Here is a 21,632-nt window from a genome sequence, read left to right as displayed (position 1 = left end):
AACCCAGAGCTTTGCTAGAGAGGACCGTTCCCATGGCCGATGCCCCCACCGGCAAGGTGACCTTCGTCGGTGCCGGCCCCGGCGCCGCCGACCTGCTGACGTTCCGTGCCGCGCGCGCCATCGCCGAGGCCGACGTCGTGATCTGGGCCGCGAGCCTGGTGCAGGCGGAGGTCCTCGAGCACGCGCGCGAGGACGCGGAGATCCTCGACTCGGCGACCATGTCCCTTGAGGACGTCGTCGCCGTCTACGAGCGCGCGCATCGCACCGGTCTGAAGGTCGCCCGTATCCACTCCGGAGATCCCGCTCTGTGGGGCGGTACGCAGGAGCAGCTCGACCGGTGTGCGCGGATCGGCATCGAGACGGAGGTCGTGCCCGGTGTGTCCGCGTTCTCGGCCGTCGCCGCGCTCGCGCAGCGCGAGTTGACCATCCCGGAGATCGCGCAGTCCGTCGTGCTGACCCGTCTCGGCGGCGGCAAGACGCCGATGCCTCCCGGTGAGGAGGTGCGGGAGTTCGCCAAGCACGGCACCACCATGGCGATCTTCCTGTCGGCCGCCCGCAGCGGGCAGCTGGTGCGGGAACTGCTGGAAGGCGGCTATCCGACGTCCACGCCGGTCGTCGTCGCCTACCAGGCGACCTGGCCGGAGGAGCTGGTCGTGCGGTGCACGATCGGGACGCTGGAGGAGACGGTCAAGGAGCACAAGCTCTGGAAGCACACCCTCTTCCTGGTCGGCCCGGCCCTGGACGCCGAGGGCACCCGCTCGCACCTGTACCACCCCGGTCACTTCCACGGCTACCGCAAGGCCGACCCGGAGGCCCGCAGGGCCCTGCGTGCGCGGGGTGCCAGTACGTGATCACGGTCGTCGGTACGGGGACGGGCGCGCCCGTTCCTCTCGAAGCGGTGGCGGGGGCCGAGCTCGTCGTGGGCGGGCGACGGCACCTGGACGCCGTACGGCTGCCCGAGAGTGCCGAGCGGATCGTGCTCGGGCCGCTGGCGCCCGCCCTGGACGCCATGGAGGAGTACGTCGGCAAGGACCGGCGGGTGGTCGTGCTGGCCTCCGGCGACCCCGGGTTCTTCGGGATCGTGCGGGCGCTGGCCGAGCGGTTCGGCGCGGAGCATCTGGACGTACGGCCGGGTGTCTCGTCCGTCGCCACCGCCTTCGCGCGGCTGGGGCTGACCTGGGACGACGCGGTCGTCGTCAGCGCGCACGGGCGGGAGCCGCGCACGGCCGTCAACGTGTGCCGGGCGCACCCGAAGGTGGCCGTGCTGACCGGGCCCGGCGCCGGTCCGGCCGAGTTGGGGGCCGCGCTCGCCCGTACCGCTCCCGGCCGGGTCCTCGTCGTCGCATCCGCGCTGGGCTCCGACGAGGAGTGCCTGGAGCAGGTCTCCCCCGCCGAGGCGGCGGGCCGCGACTGGGGTACGGCGGTGAGTGTCGTCCTGTGTCTCGACGAGACGCGCGTGCTCGGTCCCGTACGGACGCTGGCGGGAGCGGCCGTACGCCCCTCCGGATGGGCTCTGGACGAGGGCGGCTTCGCGCACCGCGACTCGATGATCACCAAGTTCGAGGTGCGGGCCCTGGCCCTGGCCCGGCTCGGGCCACGCCCCGGCGACCTGGTCTGGGACGTCGGCTCCGGCTCCGGTTCCGTGGCCGTGGAGTGCGCGCGGCTGGGCGCCGCCGTCAGCGCCGTCGAGAAGGCACCGGACGGGGTGGAGCGGATCCGCGCCAACGCCGGTGCGCACGGCGTCGACGTGCATGTGGTGCACGGGACGGCACCGGACGCGCTGGACCGACTCGACGATCCCGACGCCGTGTTCGTCGGCGGCGGGGGGCGCGAGCTGCCGGACATCGTGCGTGCGTGCGCACGGCGGGCCCGACGGACGGTCGTGGTCGCCATGGCCGCACTGGACCGGGTGCCCGCGGTGCGCACGGCGCTCACCGAGGCCGGGTTCACCTGCGACGGGGTGCTGCTGCAGTCCTCGCGGCTCGCACCGCTGCCGGGGGACGTGACCCGGCTGGCGGCGACCAATCCGGTTTTCCTGCTGTGGGGGGCCACAACCCCCGTTTCCCATGAAGGAGTTGCCCTGTGATCGGCCTCATTTCCGCCACCGCGGCGGGGGCGGCGGCGCGCGACCGGCTGGCCGCGGCGTGGCCGGACCGCACGCGGGTGTACGAGGGTCCCGTCGGGGACGCCGTACGGTCCGCGTTCGCGGAGTGCGAGCAGCTCGTGTGTTTCCTGGCGACGGGGGCCGTCGTACGGCTCGTGGCGCCGCTGCTCGGTGACAAGGCGTCCGACCCGGGGGTGGTGTGCGTCGATGAGGGCGGGCGGTTCGCCGTGTCGCTGGTGGGCGGGCACGGCGGGGGTGCCAATGAACTCGCCGAGCGGGTGGGCGAGTTGCTGGGGGCCGAGCCCGTGGTGACCACCGCGACGGACGCGGTCGGCATCCCCGGTCTGGACACGCTCGGCCTCCCCGTGGAGGGCGACGTGGCCGGTGTGACGCGGGCGCTGCTGGACGGTGAACCGGTCGCGCTGGACGCCGAAGTGGCGTGGCCGCTGCCACCGCTGCCGTTCGCGGCGGAGGGCACGCACACCGTCCGGCTGACGGACCGTGCGGTCGAACCCGCCGACGGTGAGGTGCTGCTGCGTCCGCCGTCCCTCGTCGTCGGCGTCGGCGCGTCCAAGGGTGCCCCGGCCGAGGAAGTGCTCGGGCTGGTCGAGGGCGCGTTGCGGGACGCGGGGCTGTCTCCTCGTAGCCTCGCCGAGATCGCGACCGTGGACGCCAAGCGGGAGGAGCCCGGCATCGTCGAGGCGGCCGCGCGGCTCGGAGTGCCCCTGGTGACGTACTCCCCCGAGGAGTTGGCGAAGGTCGAGGTCCCCAACCCCTCCGACGCCCCGCTCGCCGCCGTGGGCACTGCGTCGGTCGCCGAGGCCTCCGCGCTCGTCCGTGGCGGTGAACTCCTCGTCCCCAAGCGGAAGTCGGCCCGTGCGGACGGGCACGCCTCGATGGCGACCTGTGCCGTCGTACGGCGCCCTGCCCGCGGCCGACTGGCAGTCGTCGGGCTCGGCCCCGGCGCCCGTGACCTGCTCACCCCGCGCGCCACGGCCGAACTGCGGCGCGCCTCCGTGCTCGTCGGGCTCGACCAGTACGTCGACCAGATCCGCGATCTGCTGCGGCCCGGCACCCGGATCCTGGAGTCCGGGCTCGGCGCCGAGGAGGAGCGGGCCCGGACCGCGGTCGCAGAAGCCCGGAAGGGGCAGGCGGTCGCGCTGATCGGCAGCGGCGACGCCGGCGTGTACGCCATGGCATCCCCCGCGCTCGCCGAGGCCTCAGACGACATCGACGTGATCGGCGTACCGGGCGTCACCGCCGCGCTCGCGGCCGGGGCGATCCTGGGGGCGCCGCTCGGCCACGACCACGTGTCCATCAGCCTCTCCGACCTGCACACGCCCTGGGAGGTCATCGAGCGGCGGGTGCGCGCGGCGGCCGAGGCGGACCTGGTGGTGACCTTCTACAACCCCCGTTCCCGAGGCCGGGACTGGCAGCTGCCGAAGGCGCTCGCGATCCTCGCGGAGCACCGGGAGCCGAGGACGCCCGTCGGTGTCGTACGCAACGCGTCACGACCGGACGAATCCAGCCGGGTGACCGACCTGGGCTCCCTGGATCCGGCGACGGTCGACATGATGACGGTCGTGACCGTGGGCAACACGGCGACCCGTGAGATCGCGGGGCGCATGGTGACGCCGCGCGGCTACCGCTGGCAGGAGGCAGCCCAGTGAACCGTGTGGTCCATCCGATCGAGGAGGAGTCCTACCGGCGGCTGCGGGCCCGCCTGGACACCTCGCACTTCCCGCCGCTGACGCGGGCGGTGGTGGAGCGGGTCGTCCACTCCGCCGCCGACCTCGACTACGCGACCGATCTCGTCATGGACGAGGCCGCCCTCGAAAAGGCGTACGCCGCGCTGCACGGCGGGGCGCCCGTCGTCGTGGACGTGGAGATGGTCGCGGCCGGGATCACCCGGCGCGAGACGGTGTGCCGGCTCAGGGACGCCGTCGCCGGTCCCGGACTGACCCGCTCGGCGCACGCGATTCGGCTCGCCTACGAACAGGTCGGCCCGGGAGCCCTGTGGGTGATCGGCAACGCGCCGACCGCCCTGGAGGAGCTGCTGACCCTGGACGCCGCCCCCGCACTCGTCATCGGCCTGCCCGTCGGCTTCGTCGGCGCGGTCGAGTCCAAGGCCGCGTTGCGCGAGAGCGGGCTGCCCGCCGTGAGCAACGTGTCCGAGAAGGGCGGCTCGGCGGTCGCGTCGGCCGCCCTGAACGCCCTGCTGTACCACCCCACTTCGTACTCCGAGGAGACATCGTGACCACCCCGCCGCCCGCCCTGCTCATCGCCGGTCACGGCACCCGGGACGAGGCCGGAGCCGAGGCGTTCCGCGACTTCGTACGGCAGCTGGGGGACCGCCACCCCGACCTGGCCGTCGCGGGCGGCTTCATCGAGCTGTCTCCGCCCCCGCTCGGCGAGGCGGTCGCCGAACTGGTGGAGCGGGGGGTGCGGCGTTTCGCCGCCGTACCGCTGATGCTGGTCTCCGCCGGGCACGCCAAGGGCGACATCCCGGCGGCCCTGTCCCGCGAGAAGGAGCGCCACCCGGGGATCTCCTACACGTACGGGCGCCCGCTGGGCCCGCACCCCTCGCTGCTGTCGGTCCTGGAGCGGCGCCTTGACGAGGCGCTCGGAGGGACCGCGCGGACGCCTCAGGACCGGGCCGACGTGACCGTGCTGCTGGTGGGGCGCGGGTCGACCGACCCGGACGCCAACGCCGAGGTGTACAAGGCGGCGCGGCTGCTGTGGGAGGGGCGCGGGTACGCGGGCGTGGAGACGGCGTTCGTGTCGCTGGCGGCGCCGGACGTGCCGAGCGGCCTGGACCGGTGCGCGAAGCTGGGCGCGCGCCGGATCGTCGTCCTCCCCTACTTCCTGTTCACCGGCATCCTGCCGGACCGGGTGCGGCAGCAGACCGAGGGCTGGGCGGCCGCGCACCCGGAGGTCGAGGTGCGCTCCGCGGACGTCATCGGCCCGGAGCCGGAGCTGCTCGATCTGGTGATGGAGCGGTACGAGGAGGCCGTCAAGGGTGATCTGCGCATGAACTGCGACTCGTGCGTGTACCGGATCGCGCTGCCGGGCTTCGAGGACAAGGTGGGGCTGCCGCAGCAGCCGCACTTCCACCCGGACGACGACGGCCACCATCACCACGGTCACCACCACCACGGCGGACACGCCCATGCGCACTGAGCACGATCTCCGTCACCACGGCGACGCCGAGGTGCGCGACGACGGCTCCGCCCTGGTCGACCTGGCGGTGAACGTCCGCGCCGACACCCCACCCGCCTGGCTGCGCGAGCGCATCGCCGGCTCGCTCGGCTCCCTCGCGGCCTACCCGGACGGACGGGCCGCGCGGGCGGCGGTGGCGGCACGGCACGGCCTGCCGGTGGAGCGGGTGCTGCTGACGGCGGGCGCCGCCGAGGCCTTCGTACTGCTGGCCCGTGCCCTGAAGGTCCGTCAGCCGGTCGTGGTCCACCCGCAGTTCACGGAGCCGGAGGCGGCCCTGCGGGACGCGGGCCACACGGTGGACCGGGTGCTGCTGCGCGAGGAGGACGGCTTCCGCCTCGACCCGGCGGCGGTACCCGAGGACGCCGACCTGGTGGTGATCGGCAACCCCACGAACCCGACATCCGTCCTGCACCCCGCCGCGGCCGTCGCCCGACTCGCCCGCCCTGGACGGACGTTGGTCGTGGACGAGGCGTTCATGGACGCGGTGCCAGGTGAACGGGAGACGCTCGCCGGGCGGACGGACGTGCCCGGACTCGTGGTCCTGCGCAGCCTCACCAAGACCTGGGGGCTGGCCGGCCTGCGGATCGGCTACGTCCTCGCCGCCCCCGACACGATCGCCGCACTGGAGCGCGCCCAGCCCCTGTGGCCGGTGTCCACACCCGCGCTGGCCGCCGCCGAGGCCTGCATGGGACCACAGGCCCTCGCGGAGGCGGCCCACGCGGCCCACCGCATCGCCGCCGACCGAGCCCATCTCATCACCGGCCTGGGCGAGTTCACCTCGGCCGGACTACGCGTGACACAACCCGCCGAGGGCCCCTTCGTCCTCGTACGACTCCCCCAGGCGGCCGCCGTACGCGGACACCTGCGGGACCTGGGCTTCGCGGTACGGCGCGGCGACACGTTCCCGGGGCTGAGCGGGGAGTGGCTACGCCTGGCGGTGCGGGACAGGGCGACGATCAACAGCTTCCTACAGGCCCTGGACCGCGCCCTGACGCTGGCGTCGTCGCCGGGTCGCTGATGGCCGCGGGCGGGGGCAGCGCCCCGTAAGGGGCGCGGGGAACTGCGCGAGCAGCCCCCACGAACCCGCAGACAAAAGCCCCCTCCCCGCGGAGCGTTCAGCTACGACCCCGCCGCGCCAGCGCCACCGCTCCCCCACCCGCCAGGACCAGGGCGATCGCACCACCCGCGACATACGGCGTCATGGAGTTGCTGCCGGTCTCGGCAAGCCCGGCCTCCCCACCCTGCGCCTTGGCGCCACCGGAACCCGCGGCGCCCGGCGCCGCCCCCTGCGCACCCGCCGGAGGCGCCTCACAGGTCGCCTTCGCCAGCGTGACCGTACCCCCCACCTCGGCCACGTTCAGCTTCAACGGGTTGACGGACAACTTGAGTTCAAGGGCGGTGGCGGCCGCCGTACGCGACGTGGTCTCCGTCCTCGACAGGTCGAGTCGCACCTCACCGATGCCGGCCACCTTGACCTCCGTGGTGCCGCCGCTCGTCAGGGTGACCTTCTTGCCCAGAACGGTCACCGAGCCGCCCAGGTTCGAGGAGGCGACGGGCTTCTTCCCGGCCTCGCAGACCGCCTTCGAGGTGACCTGCTCCAGCTCGATGAGGGACAGCAGCGGCAGCCCCGGGACGTGGACGCTGGCGTGGGCGAGGCTGGTGTAGCCCTCGGCGCGGTCGGAGGTGACGCTCGCCGCGGACTTCGCCGTCCTCGCGTCCAGCACGCTGAAGGCCCTGCCGCCGTTGACGCCGTCCAGTTCGGCGCTCAGCGCCGTCTTCTCGGCGCTGCGGGGTGCCTCGACCTGGTTGAGCGAGACCGAGAGGGGGACGTTCACGGTCTTGTTGAGCAGGGAGACGTCGAGCCCGGTGCGCAGGACGACGGCGCTCGCCCGGCCCTGGTCGCCGGTCGCGTGCGCGGCGCCCGCGCCGGCCAGTGCCGCGGGACCTGCGGCGAGGGCCGTGGCCGTCGCGACGGTGGCGAGACGGCGTGCGGGCATGCGGAGGTTCTTGCCGTTCAAGGTGGGGACCCCTCAGAGGATTCTTGCTCGGGACCCGTCAAGAATTGCGCACCGGGGGTGCCCTGACGGCATACCGGCGCCACTTCACCCCATCGTGTGTTCGCCGTGAACGTTTTCGAATCCCCAGACACAGGCGTTCCGCGCTTTCACCGCCGTATCGCCTTGCTTCCCGCGTCGACCGGCTGCGCTAGCCGACGACGTGTCCGTTCACCACCACCCGCCGTGGGGCCTCGAGTACCCGTACGTCGGCCCGAGGATCGCTCTCGTACACCACGAGGTCGGCCGGGGCCCCCTCCTCCAGGCCGGGGCGGCCGAGCCACTTCCGGGCGCCCCAGGTGGTCGCCGACAGCGCCTCGACGGGCGGGATGCCGGCGGTGACCAGCTCCGCCACCTCGCCCGCCACCAGGCCGTGCGCGAGGTGACCGCCGGCGTCGGTGCCGACGTAGACCGGGATGCCGGCGTCGTAGGCGTTGCGCACGGTCTCGTAACGGCGTTCGTGCAGCCGCCGCATATGGGCCGACCACGTGGGGAACTTGCCCTCGCCGCCGTCGGCGAGCTGCGGGAAGGTCGCGATGTTGACGAGGGTCGGGACGATCGCGACGCCGCGCGCGGCGAAGAGGGGGATCAGGTCGTCGGTCAGGCCCGTGGCGTGTTCGATGCAGTCGATGCCGGCCTCGACCAGGTCCTGGAGGGAGTTCTCGGCGAAGCAGTGCGCGGTGACGCGGGCGCCGAGGCGGTGGGCCTCGGCGATGGCCGCCTGCACGGCCTCCCGGGGCCAGCTGGGGGCCAGGTCACCCAGGTCGCGGTCGATCCAGTCGCCGACCAGCTTCACCCAGCCGTCGCCGCGGCGGGCCTCCTGGGCGACGTAGGCGGTGAGTTCGTCCGGCTCGATCTCCCAGGCGTAGCCCCGCATGTAGCGGCGGGTGCGGGCGATGTGGCGTCCGGCCCGGATGATCTTCGGGAGGTCCTCGCGGTCGTCGACCCAGCGGGTGTCCGAGGGCGAGCCCGCGTCGCGGATGAGCAGGGTGCCCGCCTCGCGGTCGGTGAGCGCCTGCTTCTCGGCGACGTTTTGCTCGACCGGCCCGTGGGGGCCCAGGCCCACGTGGCAGTGGGCGTCGACGAGTCCGGGGAGGACCCAGCCCTCGACGGTACGGACGTCGTCCGCGCCGCCGGGACGGTCGTAGGAGATGCGGCCGTCGACCACCCACAGCTCGTCCCGGACGTCCTCGGGGCCGACGAGCACCCGCCCTTTCACGTGCAGCACCGCGCGATCGCTCATGTACCGCACCTTAGTGACCGGCTAGTCGGCCTTGCCCACCTGGTCCGAGGTCTCCTCCTCCACCTGGGCCATGGCCGGGTCGAGGAGCCGGGACAGGAAGTGGCGGGTGCGTTCGTGGGCGGGGGCGCCGATGACCTGGTCGGGGGTGCCGTCCTCGACGATCCTGCCGCCGTCCATGAAGACGACCCGGTCGGCGACCTCGCGGGCGAAGGTCATCTCGTGGGTGACGACCATCATGGTCATGCCCTCGTCGGCGAGCATCCGCATCACGGCCAGTACGTCCCCGACCAGCTCGGGGTCGAGTGCCGAGGTCGGCTCGTCGAACAGCATCACCTCGGGGCCCATGGACAGCGAGCGGGCGATCGCCACGCGCTGCTGCTGGCCGCCGGAGAGGGAGGCGGGGTAGGCGTCCGCCTTCTCGGAGAGGCCCACGCGCGCCAGGTTCTCGGCGGCCACCTGCGCGGCCTTCGCCTTGTCCCGCCGAAGCACGCGGCGCTGCGGCAGCGTGAGGTTCTCGGTCACCGTGAGGTGCGGAAAGAGGTTGAACTGCTGGAAGACCATGCCGATACGGCGGCGTACGGCATCGATGTCGACATCGGGGTCGGTGAGTTCGGTGCCGCCGACGAAGACCTGGCCCTTGGTGGGCTCCTCCAGCAGGTTCACACAGCGCAGCAGGGTCGACTTGCCCGAGCCGGACGGGCCGATGACGCAGACGACCTCACCCTGGCCGATGTCCAGGTCGATGCCGCGCAGCACCTCGTTGTCGCCGAAGGACTTGTGCAGGCCGCGTACTTCGATTTCCGGACGGCTCATTTGACGGCCTCCTGGGCCTTCGCCTCCATACGGCGTACGACGAAGCCGAGCGGGATGGTGATCAGCAGGTAGCACAGGCCCGCGACCAGGATCGGCGTCGAGTTGGCGGTCGTACTGGCCAGGTCACGGCCGTACTTGGACAGTTCGCGCTCCTCCAGGGTGACACCGAGGAACAGGACGAGCGAGGAGTCCTTGAAGAGCAGGACGAGCTCGTTGGTCAGCGGCGGGAGGATGATGCGGAAGGCCTGCGGGATGATGATCGAGACCATGGCGCGGCCCGGCGAGAAGCCCAGCGAACGGGCCGCCTCCATCTGGCCCTTGGGCACCGCCTGGATGCCCGCGCGGATCGTCTCGGCCATGTAGGCGGCGGCGACCAGGCCGAGCGCGAGGGCCACCTTGCCGTAGGTGCCGCCGACGATCTCCGTGCCGGGGAAGGCCAGCGGGACGGCGACGCCGATGAAGATGAAGATCAGCAGCGCGGGCAGGCCGCGGAAGATCTCGATGTAGATGCCGGCCAGCCAGCGGTACGGGCCCACGGAGGACAGCCGCATCAGCGCGATCACCATGCCGAGCGCCAGTCCGACGACGAACCCGGACAGCGTGTACAGCACGGTGTTCTTCAGCGCCATCGTGATGACGTCCGGGAACATCTGCCGGGCGATGCTGCCCTGCGCGAACTGGTTCTTCAGCCGCCCCCAGTCCGCCGAGACCGCGAAGGCGATCACGGCGGCGACGAAGACGACGTACTGCGCGCCACGCGACAGGCTGCGCTTCTGACTGCGCGTCAGGCCCTTTTTCCTGGGCGGGAGTTGTACGTCCGTGTCAGTGGTCATGGGTCAGGACGCGGCGGGGGACGGGGAGGTGGCGGACGGGTTGTAGGGGCCGATCCACTTCTCGTACAGCTTCTTGTAGGTGCCGTCGGCCTTGGCGTCCTTGATCGCCTTGTTGACGGCGGCGAGGAGCTTGGTGTTGCCCTTCTTCACCGTGAAGCCGTACTGCTCACCGGTGTTGAGGTTGTCGGCGACCTTGAACCTGTCGGCGTTGGCCTTGTCCTTGAGCCAGCCCTGGACCACCGGGTAGTCGATGATGACGGCCTTGACCTGGCCGGTGCGCAGGCCGTTGAGGACGGCGTCGGAGGACTCGAAGGAGACCGGGTCGAAGCCCTGCTTCTTCGCGTAGTCCTCGCCGGTGGTCTGCGCCTGGGCGCCCAGCTTGACCTTCTTGGCCTTCGCGTCGGCGAGTGAGCTGATGCCGCTGCTCTTGTCGACCAGGAGGGCCTGGGTGGCGTCGAAGTACGGGTCCGAGAAGTCGACGTTCTTCTTGCGCTCGGCGGTGATGGTCATGCCGGCCGCGGCCACGTCGCACTCGCCGGAGTTGAGGAAGGCGCCGGTCTTGAAGTTCTCGAAGGGCGTGTCGAGGATCTGCTGCTTCACTCCCAGGTCCTTGGCCACGAGGTCGATCAGCGACACGTCGAAGCCCTGCACCTTGCCGTTGATCTCCGACTGGAAGGGCGGGTACGGCAGGTGGGTGCAGGTGGTCAGCTGTCCGGCCTTGACGAGCTGGACGCCACCTGCGGCGGTCTTGCTGCCGCTGCCGCCGTTGCCGGTGGACGTGCAGGCGGCCACGAGCACCAGCCCGGCCGTCGCGGTGGTGGCGGCCAGGATGCGGGTCCGGCGCCCGGAGAACGTCTTCACGGGGTGGCCTCCTGTGTGAGAACTGTGGGTTCCGATTATAAGGAGATGTTTGGGTCTCTCAAATCAAACCGATGGCTGCGGGGCTGTCCGGCCTAAGAAGTCGTAAGTGGCGGGAGGGGCGGGAGTGGGGTCACGGGTGGTGGATACCCTCGACCGAGCCGACCACTCGTGAACGAAGAGAGCACCGCCGTGACCCACCCTTTCCTCGATCTGCCCCCGATGAGCGCCGCGCACTTCGCGTCGATCGAGGACCGGGTGGCGCGGCTCCTCGGCACCGAGCAGAACGTCGTGATCATGCAGGGTGAGGCGCTGCTGCCGCTGGAGGGGGCGATCCGCGCGACCGCGGGGCCGGGGACGGTGGCGCTGAACGTCATCACGGGTCCCTACGGGCAGACCTTCGGGAACTGGCTGCGGGACTGCGGGGCGACGGTGATCGACCTGGCCGTGCCCTTCCACACGGCGGTCACCGCCGAGCAGATCCGGGCCGCGCTCGCGGAGCGGCCCGAGATCGACTTCGTGTCGCTGGTGCATGCGGAGGCGGCGACCGGAAACACCAACCCGGTCGCGGAGATCGGGGAGGTCGTACGGCAGCAGGGCGCGCTGTTCTACCTGGACGCCGTCGCCTCCATCGGGGCGGAGCCGGTGCTGCCGGACGCGTGGGGTGTGGATCTGTGCGTCATCGGGGCGCAGAAGGCGATGGGCGGGCCGGCGGGGGTGTCGGCGGTGTCGGTGAGCGAGCGGGCGTGGGCGCGGATGGCCGCCCACCCGGGCGCGCCGCGTCGGTCGTATCTGTCGCTCCTCGACTGGAAGGAGCGGTGGGTCGACGGCGGGCGGAAGGCGCTGCTGCATGCGCCGGCGCAGCTGGAGATGCTGGCGCTCGAGGCGTGTGTCGAGCGGATCGAGACGGTGGGGCTGGATGCCGTCATGGCCCGGCATGCCGCGGCCGCGGCGGCGACCCGGGCGGGGGCGGTGGCTCTGGGTGGGGGGCTGGAGCCGTATGTGTACGAGGCGCGGGAGGCTGCGCCGGTGGCCACGACGCTGAGGGTCCCTGCCGGGGTGGTGGCCTCGGAGCTGGTGGCTCGGGCACTCGAGGGCGACCCTTCGCTGCCGTTGGCGGCGGGTGGGGGTGCGTTGGCCAAGGAGATGGTTCGGGTCAATCACTACGGCGTGGATGCTTCGGTGGGGGTGGTGCAGTCCTGCCTGGCGGCGCTGGGCGGTGCGCTGGCGGAGCTGGGGGTGACGGTTGATCTTGCGGGGGCTCGGCGGGCCGTGGAGCAGAGCTGGGTGTGACCGCCGGACTTCTTCGCCCCGGCCGCCCCTACCCGTCCCGACCCGGGGCCGGCCCCCGGACCCCCGCTCCTCAAACGCCGGAGGGGCTGAATTTTGCACTGACCTTCGTCCGCCGTGGCTTGATCTTTTCAGCCCGTCCGGCGTTTGAGGACGAGGCCGTTCAGGCCGAACGCGGGGGTCTGGGGGCGGCAGCCCCCAGTGCGGTGTCATGCTCGCCCCATGGCTACCCAGACCCTTCCCGACGGGCGTCCCGTACCCCACCTCACCGGTGATGAGCGCCCCATGCTCGAGAGCTGGCTCGACTTCCACCGGGGCACCCTGGCCCTGAAGTGCGCGGAGCTGGACGACGCGCAGGTGCGGACGGCGTCCGCCGAGCCCTCGGCGCTCACGCTGCTCGGGCTGGTGCAGCACCTCGCCGAGGTGGAGCGGAACTGGTTCCAGCGGGTGGTCGGCGGGCTCGACGTACCGCCGGTGTTCGGCGAGGAGACCGGGTACGTGCTCGACCCGGCGCGCGGGCTCGACGAGGCGCTGAACGTATGGCGCCGGGAGATCGCACGGGGGCGGGAGCTGTGTGCCGGGCGGTCGCTGGAGGACACCGGGCGGCTCGTCGACGGCCCCATGGCGGGGCTGGAGGTCAGTCTGCGGTGGGTGTTCATTCATATGATCGAGGAGTACGCCCGGCACAACGGGCACGCCGATATCTTGCGGGAACGGATCGACGGGGTTACCGGCTTCTAATTCCAGGTCAAACTCCGAGTACAATTCAGGAATTCACTCCTGCATAGCCTCCCGTATTCTTCTGCCCGCTTTTCCCTGGCCTAAACGCAAAGATTTCGCGAACGCCAGGCGGGGGAATTCGGGCAGATCTCGTGTGGGTTACATGCTTGTGACGCGTTACACATCGCGGTCGATTTGCCCCGTATTTTCCGGACAATACCGCACCTATCGCCTCCATCTCATGCGACCGCTCGCGCCCGCGTGATAACACACAAGGCCGCCGTTCGTAACCCTCACCAGCGATGCAATTTTGAATTTCCCTCGGTAAATTCAATCCGCATGACTGCCGCTCAAGCAGATCTGCACATCGACCGTCCGCAGGTCGCGGACGGAGCCGCGTTGTGGCGGATTGCCAAGGACTCGAAGGCCCTCGACCTGAACTCGTCGTACAGCTATCTGCTGTGGTGTCGCGACTTCGCGGCCACCTCGGCCGTGGCCCGCGACGGGCGCGGCGAGCCGGTCGGCTTCGTCACCGCGTACGTACGGCCGGACCGCCCGCGCACCCTGCTGGTGTGGCAGGTGGCCGTGGACGAGGCGTACCGCGGGCGGGGCCTGGCCGGCGCCCTGCTCGACGGGGTCGTCGCGCGGGCCGGTGCCGCGCACCGGATCACCGCCGTCGAGACCACCATCACGCCCGGCAACATCGGCTCCGAGCGTCTGTTCACCTCGTTCGCCGAGCGGCACGGCGCTCTCGTGGAGCGCGAGGTGCTGTTCGACGAGGACCTGTTCCCCGACGGGCCGCACGACCCCGAAGTCCTGTACCGCATCGGGCCCCTTTCCCTCTGACTTCCCTCTGACCGGCGCGGACGACCACACCGATGACGGCACCCACGACCCACCCCACTGACGACCCACACGCACTCCCCCCACGCAACGAGGAGCGATTCGTCGTGACCATCACCCAGCCCGACCTCAGCGTCTTCGAGACCCTCGAGTCCGAGGTGCGCAGCTACTGCCGCGGCTGGCCCACCGTCTTCGACCGTGCGCACGGCAGCCGCATGTACGACGAGGACGGCCATGAGTACCTGGACTTCTTCGCCGGAGCGGGCTCGCTCAACTACGGCCACAACAACCCCGTCCTGAAACGGGCGTTGATCGACTACCTGGAGCGGGACGGCGTCACGCACGGGCTCGACATGTCGACCACCGCCAAGCGTTCCTTCCTGCAGACCTTCCAGGACCTGGTACTGCGGCCGCGCGACCTGCCGTACAAGGTCATGTTCCCGGGCCCGACGGGTACGAATGCCGTGGAGTCGGCCCTGAAGCTGGCGCGCAAGGTCAAGGGGCGCGAGGCCATCGTCTCGTTCACCAACGCCTTCCACGGCATGTCCCTCGGCTCTCTCGCCGTGACCGGGAACGCCTTCAAGCGGGCCGGGGCCGGCATCCCGCTGGTCCACGGCACGCCCATGCCGTTCGACAACTACTTCGACGGCAAGGTGCCGGACTTCCTGTGGTTCGAGCGGCTTTTGGAGGACCAGGGGTCCGGGCTCAACAAGCCCGCGGCCGTGATCGTCGAGACCGTGCAGGGCGAGGGCGGCATCAACGTCGCGCGGCCCGAGTGGCTGCGGGCGCTGTCCGAGCTGTGCGAGCGCCAGGACATGCTGCTCATCGTCGACGACATCCAGATGGGCTGCGGGCGGACGGGGGCCTTCTTCTCGTTCGAGGAGGCCGGGATCACCCCGGACATCGTCACCGTCTCCAAGTCCATCAGCGGCTACGGACTGCCCATGTCCCTTTGCCTGTTCAAGCCGGAGCTGGACATCTGGGAGCCGGGCGAGCACAACGGCACCTTCCGCGGCAACAACCCCGCCTTCGTCACGGCCACCGCCGCCCTGGAGGCGTACTGGGCGGACGGGTCCGCGATGGAGAAGCAGACCCGGGCGCGCGGCGAGCAGGTCGAGCAGGCCCTCGCCGCCATCACCGAGGAGAACCGCGCCGACGTCAAGGAGTACCGCGGACGCGGACTGGTGTGGGGCCTGGAGTTCCACGACAAGGACCGGGCCGGCCGGATCGCGAAGCGCGCCTTCGAACTCGGGCTGCTCATCGAGACGTCGGGCCCCGAGAGCGAGGTCGTCAAGCTCCTCCCGGCGCTCACCGTCACGGCCGACGAGCTGGACGAGGGGCTCAGCATCCTCGCCCGCGCCGTGCGCGAAACCCACTAGCAACGACCAGCAAGGAGTAGTGCAAGCACCGTGATCGTCCGTTCGTTCAAGGACATCGAAGGCACCGACCGGCATGTGAAGGCCGCGTCCGGCACCTGGGAGAGCAAACGCATCGTCCTCGCCAAGGAGAGGGTCGGCTTCTCCCTGCACGAGACGATCCTGTACGCGGGTACGGAGACGTCGATGTGGTACGCGAACCACATCGAGGCCGTCGTCTGCGTCGAGGGCGAGGCCGAGCTCACCGACGACGAGACCGGGCAGAAGTACACGATCACGCCCGGCACCATGTACCTCCTCGACGGCCACGAGCGGCACACGATGCGGATCAAGGAGGACTTCCGCTGCATCTGTGTCTTCAACCCGCCCGTGACCGGCCGGGAGGACCACGACGAGAACGGCGTCTACCCGCTGCTCACCGAGCCCGAGCCCGAGGAGGTGTGACATCACCATGACCACCGTCACCGATCTCTACCCCAGCCGCGGCACCACCGAGGTGTCGACCCCGCGCCAGGACCCCGTCGTGTGGGGCTCCCCCGACACCCCGGGCCCGATCACGACCGGCGACCTCCAGTCGTTCGAGCGCGATGGCTTCCTGGCCATCGACCAGCTCATCACCGACGACGAAGTCGCCGTCTACCGGCAGGAGTTGGAGCGCCTCGTCACCGACCCGGCGATCCGGGCCGACGAGCGCTCGATCATCGAGCCGAAGTCCAAGGAGATCCGCTCCGTCTTCGAGGTGCACAAGATCAGCGAGGTGTTCGCGAATCTCGTGCGCGACGAGCGGGTCGTGGGCCGGGCACGGCAGATCCTCGGCTCGGACGTGTACGTCCACCAGTCGCGGATCAACGTCAAGCCGGGCTTCGGGGCCAGCGGCTTCTACTGGCACTCGGACTTCGAGACCTGGCACGCCGAGGACGGCCTGCCGAACATGCGCACGGTGTCCGTCTCGATCGCGCTGACCGAGAACTACGACACCAACGGCGGCCTCATGATCATGCCGGGGTCGCACAAGACGTTCCTCGGGTGTGCGGGAGCCACGCCCAAGGACAACTACAAGCAGTCGCTGCAGATGCAGGACGCGGGCACGCCCTCGGACGAGGCGCTGACCGCGATGGCGAGCGAGTACGGCATCAAGCTGTTCACGGGCCGGGCCGGCTCGGCGACCTGGTTCGACTGCAACTGCATGCACGGCTCGGGCGACAACATCACGCCGTTCCCGCGCAGCAACGTGTTCATCGTGTTCAACAGCGTGGAGAACACGGCGGTCGAGCCGTTCGCGGCACCGATCCGACGGCCTGAGTTCATTGGCGCGAGGGACTTCACTCCCGTGCGGTGACCTGGGTAGCTCATTCCGGAGCGGGCGGCGTCACAGCCGCCCGCTCCGGTGCGCTGCGCACCGGGGTTCACCCGGTCAGGACGTCCAGCAGCCGGTCGACGTCGGCTGCGGTGTTGTACAGGTGGAAGGCGGCACGCAGGTTGCCCGCGCGGTCGGAGACCTCCACTCCGGCACTGCTCAACTCGCCCTGACGGCGGCCCAGTCCGGGCACCGAGACGATCGGGGAACGGGGCGAGGGGACGGGCTCGTGACCGAGGGAGGCCAGGCCCGCGCGGAAGCGGTCGGCGAGGGCCAGGTCGTGGGCGCGTACGGCGTCCGTGCCGAGTTCCTCCAGGAGCTCCAGGGAGCGGCGGGCGCCGGCGTAGGAGAAGAGGGCGGGACTCCCGTCGAACCGCCGTGCGGAGTGGGCGAGTTCGTCGATGGGGCCGTAGCAGGCGTCCCAGGGGTGCTCCCCCGCCACCCAGCCGGCGAACAGCGGGGGGAGCCCGCCGAGGTCCTCCGGTACGACCAGGAAGGCCGCGCCCCGCGGGCAGACGAGCCACTTGAAGGCGACGGAGGCGCAGTAGTCGTACGCGTCCGCGTCGAAGTCCAGCCAGCCGGCGGCCTGGGACGCGTCGATGTACGTACGTGCTCCGTGCTCGCGCGCCGCCTGCCGGATGGCGGGCAGGTCGGCCACACGCCCGTCGGCGGACTGCGCGGCGCTGACCGCGACCAGGGCCGTGCCGGGCCGCACGGACTCGGCGACGCGCTCCAGGGGCACGCTGCGCACCTTGAGGTCGGAGCGGACGTGGAAGGGGTTCACCACGGAGCTGAAGTCGCCCTCGGCAGTGAGGACTTCGGCGCCCTCCGGCAGGGAAGCGGCGATCAGCCCGCTGTAGACGGAGACGGAGGCCCCGGCCGCCACCCGGCGCCCGGGCACCCCGACCAGCCGCGCGAAACTGGCGCGGCTCGCCTCGACGTCCGCGAACATGTCGGTCGGCTCCCCGGCCGCGGCCGCCTCCACGGCGATGTGCATGGCGGTCACGGTGCGCGCCGGCAGCAGCCCGGTGCTCGCGGTGTTCAGATAAATGTTCTTCGGGGCGAACTCGGCCCGGACGAGGCTCTCGAAGCTCTCCATGGATCCACTGTGAGCCCGCGAGAACCCATAGTCCATTGCCGACTTTTACGTGGTTTCGCTAAGCAACGCTTATACGTCCGCCCCGACCTGCACGGTCTCAGTGCTGCGGCACCGCGCACCCGTCGGGACCGCAGGCGTCCGCGTCACCCTGGTCGATCAGCTGCAGCGGCGAGCGCTCACCCCACGCCTGGGTCAGCGCCTGGGTGAAGACCTCGGCGGGCTGGGCGCCCGAGACGCCGAACTTGCGGTCGAGCACGAAGAACGGCACCCCGTTGGCGCCGAGCTGCGCCGCCTCGCGCTCGTCGGCACGGACCTCGTCGGCGTACGCGGCCGGGTCGGCGAGCACCTTGCGGGCGTCCTCCGCCTCCAGACCGGCGGCGACGGCCAGCTCCACCAGCCGCTCGTCGCCCTCGGTGAAGACGGACCGCTCCTCGGCGAAGTTCGCCCGGTAGAGGAGCTGGATCAGCTCGTCCTGCCTGCCGTGCTCCTTGGCGAAGTGCAGCAGACGGTGCATGTCGAAGGTGTTGCCGTGGTCGCGGTCCCGGGTGCGGTACTCAAGGCCCTCGGCCGCGGCCTGCGCACCCAGGTTCTCCTCGCCGGCCTGCGCCTGCGCCTCGCTCATGCCGTACTTCTTGGTGAGCATCCTGATCACCGGCTGGACATCACCCTTGGCGCGCCCCGGGTCCAGCTCGAAGGAGCGGTGCACGACCTCGACCTGGTCGCGGTGCGGGAAGGCGTCGAGGGCCTTCTCGAAGCGGGCCTTGCCCACGTAGCACCAGGGGCACGCTATGTCCGACCAGATCTCGACCTTCATGTTCTCTCCAGCTCGTTCGGGCTGCGGAGGCCGCCTCCGCCGAGTGGGTGAACGTTCAAGCAGTGGGGATCATTCCCCGGGCACCGCGAAGCGCAGGAAGAGGTGGTGGTCGCCCTCGGCCGGCGGGTCCTCCGGGTCCGGGACCCAGCCCTGGCGAGCGTAGAAAGCCTGGGCGCGCTGGTTGTCGACGTGCACGTCGAGGACGGCCGTGCTCCTTCCCTCGGCCCGCCACTGCTCGACGCAGGCGGTGTGCAGGGCCGCACCGATGCCGGAGCGCCAGCGGTCGGGGTCGACGTGGAACTGAAACAGCTTGACCGTGTCAGCCGGGGCGCCCTCCGGGGTGCGGAAGGAGGCGATGCCGACCAGGCGGGCATCGCGGACCGCGCACAGCACCTGGCCGTCAAGGCGCTCGATGGCCTGCCTCCAGGCGGTCTGCCAGTCGAAGCCGTCGTCCGGCAGGCCGTCCGGATAGTAGGTGGCGCGGGCGCGCACATGCAGGGCGGCGACGGCCGCGGCCTCGGCGGGCAGCGCGGTTCTGATCACCAGTGAGTCGACGGTCCGGTTCGCTCTGATCATGCAGCGGAGGACGTGACCGCGGCGGGCTCGGTTCCCAGGCGGCTGAACTGGGCCCGGTAGGCGCTCGGGGTCAGGCCGGTGCGCCGGACCACATGGGCCCGCAGGGAGTCGGCCGTGCCCAGGCCACAGGCGCGGGCCACCTGGTCCATGGGCAGGGTGGTGGTCTCCAGGAGCTCCTTGGCGCGCTCGATGCGCTGGTGCAGCAGCCACTGCAGGGGGCTGACGCCGCTCTCGGCGTGGAAGCGGCGGGTGAGGGTGCGCACCGAGACGCCCGCGTGGCGGGCCAGGTCGGTCAGGGTGAGCGGCTTGTCGAGGTTGCGCATGGCCCAGCCGCGGGTGTCGGCGCAGACGGTCCCGCGCTCGGGCGGCAGCGGGGTGTGCGTGAACTGGGTCTGGCCGCCCGGACGTACGGGGGCGACAAGGGCCAGCCGGGCGACCTCGTTGGCGACGGCGGCGCCGTAGTCGGTGCGGATGACATGCAGACAGAGGTCGATGCCGGCGGCGTAGCCGGAGGCGGTGACGTACGGGCCGTCCTGGACGTACAGCACGTCTCCCTGGAGGTCGACCTGCGGGTAGCGTCGGCGCAGTTCCTCGGCGTGCGCCCAGTACGTCGTGGCCCTGCGCCCCTCCAGCAGCCCCGCCTCGGCGAGCTGGAAGGCGCCGGTGCACAGGGAGGCGATCCGCTTGCCGGCGTCAGCGGCCTCGCGGACGGCGGCCACGATCCGCGGGTCCGGCTCGTAGGGCGCGCCCGTGCCGGCCACGACCACCGTGTCCGCCTCCCGCACGGCCTCCAGCCCGTCGCGCACATACAGGTCGAGCCCTCCGCTGGTGGGTACGGGCCCCGGCTCGGCGGCGCAGATGACCACGTCGTAGCCCGGCCGCCCGGCCACCTCGACCTTGCCGAACAGCAGCTCGGGGATGGCCAGGTTGAACATCGAGACGGGCGAGGGCGCGATCACGGCGATGCGGTGCGGAACGAGGCGGTCGGACATTGGCCAGAACCTCCGGGTGCATGGCATTCGGGCCACTACTGTACGACGGCGGAGATCCGCAGCATGGAGCCATGTCGACCGACCGGATCCTCAAGGACGTACAACCCACCCTCACCGAGCGGGATGTGACGCCGAAGCGGCCCTCCCCCGGGCTCACCCTCGTCGCCGCCCTCCTCGGCTTCGCGCTGATCTGCCTCGACGCGTCCGTGGTGAACGTGGCGCTGCCCGCGATCGGCTCCTCCCTCGGCGCGCGGATGTCCGGCCTGCAGTGGGTGGTGGACGCGTACACCCTCCCCTTCGCCGCGCTGATGCTGTCCACCGGGGCCTTCGCGGACCGGACCGGCGCGAGCCGCGCGTTCGCGCTCGGCACGACGGTCTTCACGCTCGCCTCGGCGGCCTGCGGACTGGCGCCGAACCTGCCGTCGCTGATCGGCGCGCGGGTGGTGCAGGGCGCGGCGGCGGCCGTCGTGCTCCCGGCCTCGCTGGCGCTGGTGCGGCAGGCGTACCCGGAGCCGCAGCGGCGTGCGCGTGCGGTGGCGACGTGGGCCGCCGGCGGTTCCGTGGCGGTGGCGCTCGGCCCGGTGGCGGGCGGCCTGCTGACCACCGCCTGGGACTGGCGCGGGATCTTCTTCGTCAATCTGCCGGTGGGGGCGCTGATCGTAGCCCTGCTGGTACGGGCCCCGCGCTCCGAACGCCGCCCCTCCCCTCTGGACCTGCCGGGGCAGGCGACGGCGGTGGTGGCGCTCACGGGCCTGACGTTCGCGACGATCGAGGGCGGTACGGCGGGATGGGCGGCCCTGGCCGTCGCCGTCCTGGCGGCCGTGGTCTTCTTCCGCGTGGAGGCACGCAGCCCGCATCCGGTCGTCCCCCTCGGGCTCTTCCGGAACCGGACGGTGGCCGTGGCGGTCGCGGCGGGCGCGGCGGTGAGCGTGGCCTTCTACAGCGTGGTGTTCGTCTTCTCCCTCTTCTTCCAGCAGGTCCAGGGCCTGTCCGCGCTGCGCGCCGGGCTGGCCTTCCTGCCCATGACGGGCCTGATCGCGGTGACGAACGTGGCGGCGGGCAAGCTCGCGGGACGCTACGGGCCGCGACTGCCGATGCTGGTGGGGCAGGCCCTGGCGGTCGTGGGACTGCTGGTCCTGCTGTACGTCGACGCTGGCACGTCCTCCGTCCTGACGGCGGCGCTGCTCGTACCGCTGGCCCTGGGCTGCGCGCTGACGGTGCCGCCGCTGACGGCCGCGATGATGGACGCGGTACCGGCGGAGCGTGCCGGGCTCGCGGCGGGTGTGCTCAATGCGGCGCGGCAGGTGGCGGGGGGTTTGGGGATCGCCGTGTTCGGGACGTTGGTGTCCCACGGGTTCGCGGAGGGGATGCGGGTGAGCCTGGCGATCAGTGCGGGGGCGCTCGCGCTGACTTGTGCGGCTACGTCTCGGTTGCGGTGAGT

Annotated in this window: 22 protein-coding genes; 13 read left to right on the top strand and 9 right to left on the bottom strand. The window is 71.4% G+C overall.

Annotated features, from left to right (window positions below):
• Positions 1-32 precede the first annotated feature (32 nt).
• The 6 genes from cobM to cobC are packed head-to-tail and all read left to right on the top strand — an operon-like array spanning position 33 to position 6,341.
• Entirely contained in the window at positions 33-851 is an 819-nt protein-coding gene (gene cobM, locus ACIBW9_RS06840; RefSeq protein WP_398951889.1) for a precorrin-4 C(11)-methyltransferase, read from the top strand.
• A complete protein-coding gene (gene cbiE / locus ACIBW9_RS06835; protein WP_398951887.1) occupies positions 848-2,086 on the top strand; it encodes a precorrin-6y C5,15-methyltransferase (decarboxylating) subunit CbiE in 1,239 nt (412 codons plus the stop codon). Before cobM ends, cbiE begins: the two co-directional genes overlap by 4 nt.
• The gene (cobJ, locus tag ACIBW9_RS06830; protein ID WP_398951885.1) at positions 2,083-3,774 is read left to right on the top strand and encodes a precorrin-3B C(17)-methyltransferase; all 1,692 of its coding nucleotides are present in this window, start codon (positions 2,083-2,085) and stop codon (positions 3,772-3,774) included. Before cbiE ends, cobJ begins: the two co-directional genes overlap by 4 nt.
• On the top strand, positions 3,771-4,361 hold the full coding sequence (locus tag ACIBW9_RS06825) for a precorrin-8X methylmutase (protein ID WP_398951882.1): 591 nt from the start codon (positions 3,771-3,773) through the stop codon (positions 4,359-4,361). The genes cobJ and ACIBW9_RS06825 overlap by 4 nt, the downstream gene beginning before the upstream one ends.
• Positions 4,358-5,284, top strand: a complete 927-nt coding sequence (locus ACIBW9_RS06820) for a sirohydrochlorin chelatase (RefSeq protein WP_398951880.1) — start codon at positions 4,358-4,360, stop codon at positions 5,282-5,284. The genes ACIBW9_RS06825 and ACIBW9_RS06820 overlap by 4 nt, the downstream gene beginning before the upstream one ends.
• Positions 5,274-6,341 carry an Rv2231c family pyridoxal phosphate-dependent protein CobC gene (gene cobC, locus ACIBW9_RS06815; protein WP_398951877.1) on the top strand — a complete coding sequence of 356 codons (1,068 nt, stop codon included), beginning with the start codon at positions 5,274-5,276 and terminating at the stop codon, positions 6,339-6,341. Before ACIBW9_RS06820 ends, cobC begins: the two co-directional genes overlap by 11 nt.
• A gap of 97 nt (positions 6,342-6,438) precedes the next feature.
• Here cobC and ACIBW9_RS06810 read toward each other — a convergent pair whose 3' ends face one another.
• The 5 genes from ACIBW9_RS06810 to ACIBW9_RS06790 form a co-directional block, all read right to left on the bottom strand.
• A complete protein-coding gene (locus ACIBW9_RS06810) occupies positions 6,439-7,341 on the bottom strand; it encodes an SCO1860 family LAETG-anchored protein (RefSeq protein WP_398951874.1) in 903 nt (300 codons plus the stop codon).
• 187 nt (positions 7,342-7,528) lie between these two features.
• Complete coding sequence (locus ACIBW9_RS06805) at positions 7,529-8,620, bottom strand: amidohydrolase family protein (RefSeq protein ID WP_398951872.1); 1,092 nt, start codon at positions 8,618-8,620, stop codon at positions 7,529-7,531.
• 21 nt (positions 8,621-8,641) lie between these two features.
• Positions 8,642-9,433 (bottom strand): amino acid ABC transporter ATP-binding protein, encoded by a 792-nt coding sequence (locus tag ACIBW9_RS06800; RefSeq protein WP_398951870.1) that lies wholly within the window; start codon positions 9,431-9,433, stop codon positions 8,642-8,644.
• Complete coding sequence (locus tag ACIBW9_RS06795; protein WP_389082995.1) at positions 9,430-10,266, bottom strand: amino acid ABC transporter permease; 837 nt, start codon at positions 10,264-10,266, stop codon at positions 9,430-9,432. Before ACIBW9_RS06795 ends, ACIBW9_RS06800 begins: the two co-directional genes overlap by 4 nt.
• Positions 10,267-10,269: 3 nt before the next feature.
• On the bottom strand, positions 10,270-11,127 hold the full coding sequence (locus ACIBW9_RS06790; RefSeq protein WP_398951868.1) for a transporter substrate-binding domain-containing protein: 858 nt from the start codon (positions 11,125-11,127) through the stop codon (positions 10,270-10,272).
• A gap of 189 nt (positions 11,128-11,316) precedes the next feature.
• On the opposite strand from ACIBW9_RS06790, the gene ACIBW9_RS06785 reads away from it, so the two are divergent.
• From ACIBW9_RS06785 to thpD, 6 genes are all read left to right on the top strand, one after another.
• The gene (locus ACIBW9_RS06785; protein ID WP_398951866.1) at positions 11,317-12,417 is read left to right on the top strand and encodes a pyridoxal-phosphate-dependent aminotransferase family protein; all 1,101 of its coding nucleotides are present in this window, start codon (positions 11,317-11,319) and stop codon (positions 12,415-12,417) included.
• A gap of 219 nt (positions 12,418-12,636) precedes the next feature.
• Positions 12,637-13,155: a DinB family protein gene (locus ACIBW9_RS06780; RefSeq protein WP_398951864.1), complete on the top strand. Its 519-nt coding sequence runs from the start codon at positions 12,637-12,639 to the stop codon at positions 13,153-13,155.
• A gap of 318 nt (positions 13,156-13,473) precedes the next feature.
• Positions 13,474-13,980: a diaminobutyrate acetyltransferase gene (gene ectA / locus ACIBW9_RS06775; RefSeq protein ID WP_398951862.1), complete on the top strand. Its 507-nt coding sequence runs from the start codon at positions 13,474-13,476 to the stop codon at positions 13,978-13,980.
• Between the two features lie 104 nt (positions 13,981-14,084).
• Complete coding sequence (ectB, locus tag ACIBW9_RS06770; protein WP_398951859.1) at positions 14,085-15,356, top strand: diaminobutyrate--2-oxoglutarate transaminase; 1,272 nt, start codon at positions 14,085-14,087, stop codon at positions 15,354-15,356.
• 30 nt (positions 15,357-15,386) lie between these two features.
• On the top strand, positions 15,387-15,797 hold the full coding sequence (locus tag ACIBW9_RS06765; RefSeq protein WP_030933607.1) for an ectoine synthase: 411 nt from the start codon (positions 15,387-15,389) through the stop codon (positions 15,795-15,797).
• 7 nt (positions 15,798-15,804) lie between these two features.
• Positions 15,805-16,692 carry an ectoine hydroxylase gene (gene thpD, locus ACIBW9_RS06760; RefSeq protein ID WP_351481750.1) on the top strand — a complete coding sequence of 296 codons (888 nt, stop codon included), beginning with the start codon at positions 15,805-15,807 and terminating at the stop codon, positions 16,690-16,692.
• A 67-nt stretch (positions 16,693-16,759) separates the two neighbouring features.
• Here thpD and ACIBW9_RS06755 read toward each other — a convergent pair whose 3' ends face one another.
• From ACIBW9_RS06755 to ACIBW9_RS06740, 4 genes are all read right to left on the bottom strand, one after another.
• Positions 16,760-17,809, bottom strand: coding sequence for an aminotransferase class V-fold PLP-dependent enzyme (locus ACIBW9_RS06755; protein ID WP_398951856.1), 1,050 nt, complete (start codon positions 17,807-17,809; stop codon positions 16,760-16,762).
• Positions 17,810-17,906: 97 nt separating this feature from the next.
• On the bottom strand, positions 17,907-18,623 hold the full coding sequence (locus ACIBW9_RS06750; RefSeq protein ID WP_389083013.1) for a DsbA family oxidoreductase: 717 nt from the start codon (positions 18,621-18,623) through the stop codon (positions 17,907-17,909).
• Between the two features lie 69 nt (positions 18,624-18,692).
• Complete coding sequence (locus ACIBW9_RS06745) at positions 18,693-19,199, bottom strand: GNAT family N-acetyltransferase (RefSeq protein WP_398951853.1); 507 nt, start codon at positions 19,197-19,199, stop codon at positions 18,693-18,695.
• Complete coding sequence (locus ACIBW9_RS06740) at positions 19,196-20,191, bottom strand: GlxA family transcriptional regulator (RefSeq protein ID WP_398951850.1); 996 nt, start codon at positions 20,189-20,191, stop codon at positions 19,196-19,198. The genes ACIBW9_RS06745 and ACIBW9_RS06740 overlap by 4 nt, the downstream gene beginning before the upstream one ends.
• A 71-nt stretch (positions 20,192-20,262) precedes the next feature.
• On the opposite strand from ACIBW9_RS06740, the gene ACIBW9_RS06735 reads away from it, so the two are divergent.
• Positions 20,263-21,630 carry an MFS transporter gene (locus tag ACIBW9_RS06735; protein WP_398951848.1) on the top strand — a complete coding sequence of 456 codons (1,368 nt, stop codon included), beginning with the start codon at positions 20,263-20,265 and terminating at the stop codon, positions 21,628-21,630.
• Positions 21,631-21,632: the final 2 nt, after the last annotated feature.

The organism is Streptomyces sp. NPDC049541 (assembly GCF_044465725.1).
Lineage (GTDB): Bacteria > Actinomycetota > Actinomycetes > Streptomycetales > Streptomycetaceae > Streptomyces.
This window is presented reverse-complemented; position numbering and strand designations above follow the sequence as displayed.

Bases quoted from the DNA above. Each gene is read 5' to 3' on its own strand.
- cobM (WP_398951889.1), top strand. From the start codon at position 33: ATGGCCGATGCCCCCACCGGCAAGGTGACCTTCGTCGGTGCCGGCCCC.
- cobC (WP_398951877.1), top strand. From the start codon at position 5,274: ATGCGCACTGAGCACGATCTCCGTCACCACGGCGACGCCGAGGTGCGC.
- ACIBW9_RS06805 (WP_398951872.1), bottom strand. From the start codon at position 8,620: ATGAGCGATCGCGCGGTGCTGCACGTGAAAGGGCGGGTGCTCGTCGGC.
- ACIBW9_RS06800 (WP_398951870.1), bottom strand. From the start codon at position 9,433: ATGAGCCGTCCGGAAATCGAAGTACGCGGCCTGCACAAGTCCTTCGGC.
- ACIBW9_RS06795 (WP_389082995.1), bottom strand. From the start codon at position 10,266: ATGACCACTGACACGGACGTACAACTCCCGCCCAGGAAAAAGGGCCTG.
- ACIBW9_RS06780 (WP_398951864.1), top strand. From the start codon at position 12,637: ATGGCTACCCAGACCCTTCCCGACGGGCGTCCCGTACCCCACCTCACC.
- ectA (WP_398951862.1), top strand. From the start codon at position 13,474: ATGACTGCCGCTCAAGCAGATCTGCACATCGACCGTCCGCAGGTCGCG.
- thpD (WP_351481750.1), top strand. From the start codon at position 15,805: ATGACCACCGTCACCGATCTCTACCCCAGCCGCGGCACCACCGAGGTG.
- ACIBW9_RS06755 (WP_398951856.1), bottom strand. From the start codon at position 17,809: ATGGAGAGCTTCGAGAGCCTCGTCCGGGCCGAGTTCGCCCCGAAGAAC.
- ACIBW9_RS06750 (WP_389083013.1), bottom strand. From the start codon at position 18,623: ATGAAGGTCGAGATCTGGTCGGACATAGCGTGCCCCTGGTGCTACGTG.
- ACIBW9_RS06745 (WP_398951853.1), bottom strand. From the start codon at position 19,199: ATGATCAGAGCGAACCGGACCGTCGACTCACTGGTGATCAGAACCGCG.
- ACIBW9_RS06740 (WP_398951850.1), bottom strand. From the start codon at position 20,191: ATGTCCGACCGCCTCGTTCCGCACCGCATCGCCGTGATCGCGCCCTCG.
- ACIBW9_RS06735 (WP_398951848.1), top strand. From the start codon at position 20,263: ATGTCGACCGACCGGATCCTCAAGGACGTACAACCCACCCTCACCGAG.